This is a genomic window from Allosphingosinicella sp., assembly GCF_036570505.1.
Taxonomy (GTDB): domain Bacteria; phylum Pseudomonadota; class Alphaproteobacteria; order Sphingomonadales; family Sphingomonadaceae; genus Allosphingosinicella.
The window spans coordinates 1-1,916 of record NZ_DATCYB010000044.1 but is presented as its reverse complement, the minus strand read 5'-3'; the positions used below and the strand labels follow the sequence as shown (position 1 = coordinate 1,916).

General features: G+C 64.1%; 3 protein-coding genes. 2 read left to right on the top strand and 1 reads right to left on the bottom strand.

The genetic code is table 11. The features are described 5' to 3' along the window. A partial coding sequence (locus tag VIR62_RS04020) for a pilus assembly protein TadG-related protein (RefSeq protein WP_431868890.1) occupies positions 1-1,006 on the bottom strand: 1,006 nt, incomplete at its 3' end. 173 nt (positions 1,007-1,179) lie between these two features. Here VIR62_RS04020 and VIR62_RS04015 point away from each other — a divergent pair. Both VIR62_RS04015 and VIR62_RS04010 read left to right on the top strand, forming a co-directional pair. Then, positions 1,180-1,506: a polyhydroxyalkanoic acid system family protein gene (locus VIR62_RS04015; protein WP_431868889.1), complete on the top strand. Its 327-nt coding sequence runs from the start codon at positions 1,180-1,182 to the stop codon at positions 1,504-1,506. A 60-nt stretch (positions 1,507-1,566) separates the two neighbouring features. Continuing rightward, the coding region (locus VIR62_RS04010; protein WP_431868887.1) for an FAD-dependent oxidoreductase at positions 1,567-1,916 on the top strand (350 nt) is incomplete at its 3' end.

The following is a 1,916-nucleotide window of genomic DNA, read 5'->3' as shown; positions in this document are numbered from 1 at the left end:
ACAAGACCACGCCCTTATAGTCCCCGCTGGTGGGAGCCGTGAGGTTGATCTCGGCGCCGCCATTGATCTTGATATCGCCGGCGTCGCCATTGGTACCGGTCATCACGATGGTGACATTCTCTCCCGTCACCGAGGCCTGCGCGTTGATGGTGAGGTCCCCACCCTTGACGTAATAGGTGCCGGGCGCGAGCGTCACGGGACCCTTGATGTCCATCGAGCCGTAGCAGCCAGGCCCCATGGTCGCGCTTACTTTGCTTTCGCAGCTGGTCTGCGTCGGTGGGTCGGGAATATGCGCGAGCGGATCGAGTTGCGGGACGGTGTGCGGCTTCAGGACCGTATCACCAACGAAGTTCTGACCTCCGCCGTCAATGTCGCCGACGGCGGCGATAGGCGAAGCCTCGACTTGCGACGAGCCTCCCGCGGTCACGGACGAATCGGACCTGGAGTTGGTGATCATTCCGCAGCCGAGCTTCACCTTGGCATTGCCGTTGGCAACGATCCCAGCCGACGTGCCCTCGTAAAGCGACACCACGCAATATTCGCCTTCATCGACGAGCGCGGCGGTCGCCTTTGCGGTGAAATGGGTGGCGGAGTCGGTGAAGATGCTGATGAACGGAAGCGTGCGCTGCGCCGTCAACGACACCTGCACCGCGCGATCGAAGCAGGGCGTTATGCCCCGAGTAGCGCAGTCATCGTTGGACAGCACCTTGGCACCATAGCTGCCGGTCGCAACGGCGACGTCGGACAAGCCGGGACGGTCGTTCTTTTCAAGATCGTGATCCACATGGGCATCGAGATCGTCGACGCCCTGGCCCACCGCATAGGCGCCGGCGATGGCCCCCGAGTCCGCGGCACGCTGCAGCTGCCGCTTCCACAGGCTGAGCTGGATGGTGTCCACGGCGAGCGCCGCCGAGCCTATCAGCAGCGGCATCGAAGCCGCGCCCACGATCAGGACATTGCCACGTTCGCTCCTGCGGAGCCGATTCAGCCACTCCAGAAAGCGCATGGAAGAATCCTCTCGACTAAACGCGAACTTCCCGTCGCAACCTTGAGGAGATTAGGCCGGAGCGATTTATCGGATGTAATCGAGACTGGTTAATGAAGCCTTTTCTTCGCGGTGCCGGAAACCGAGGGGCTTCGCGCTTGTGCGGGCGAACCGGCTCCCGCTAGATGGCGCCCATGAACCGGCCGATCGTCATCAACCTGCCCCACAATCTCGGTGCCGAGGAGGCCAAGCGGCGGATGCAGGGCGGCATCGGACGGCTCAAGGACCATATACCGGGCGATGCCGTCGACGTCCGCTCGAGCTGGGAGGGCGACCGCATGCACCTCGACGTGCGCGCGCTCGGCCAGGAAGTCACGGGCTATATCGACGTGATGGACACGAAGGTGCGGCTGGAATTCACCCTGCCCGCCTTCCTCGCGCTTTTCGCCGGCACGATCGAAGGGCTGCTGAAGGACAAGGGCACGGAGCTGCTCGAAGACAAGACGCCGAACAAGGGCTGACCCCTCTTGCCACCGCAAGCAGGCGCGCTAGCATCCGCGCCGACGAGGATTGGAGGCGGGATGCGGCATATCGCGGTGATCGGGTCCGGACCCGCCGGCTATTACAGCGCGGAAGCGCTTCAGAAAGAATTCGGCGACGAGGTCAGGATCGACGTGATCGACCGGTTGCCGACGCCCTTCGGCCTCGTCCGCTCCGGCGTCGCCCCCGACCACCAGTCGCTGAAGGCCGTCTCCAGACGCTACGAGAAGGTGGTGCTGTCCGACAGCGCGCGCTTCGTCGGCAATGTGACGGTGGGCAAGGATGTGAGCATCGACGAGCTGCTCGCCCTCTACGACGCGGTCATCCTCGCCACCGGCGCGCCCAACGACCGACCGCTCGGCATCCCCGGCAGCGACCTTCCCGGCGTCAT

What these genes read in the sequence shown, in the direction of transcription:
- VIR62_RS04015 (WP_431868889.1), top strand. Translation starts at nt 1,180, where the DNA reads ATGAACCGGCCGATCGTCATCAACCTGCCCCACAATCTCGGTGCCGAG.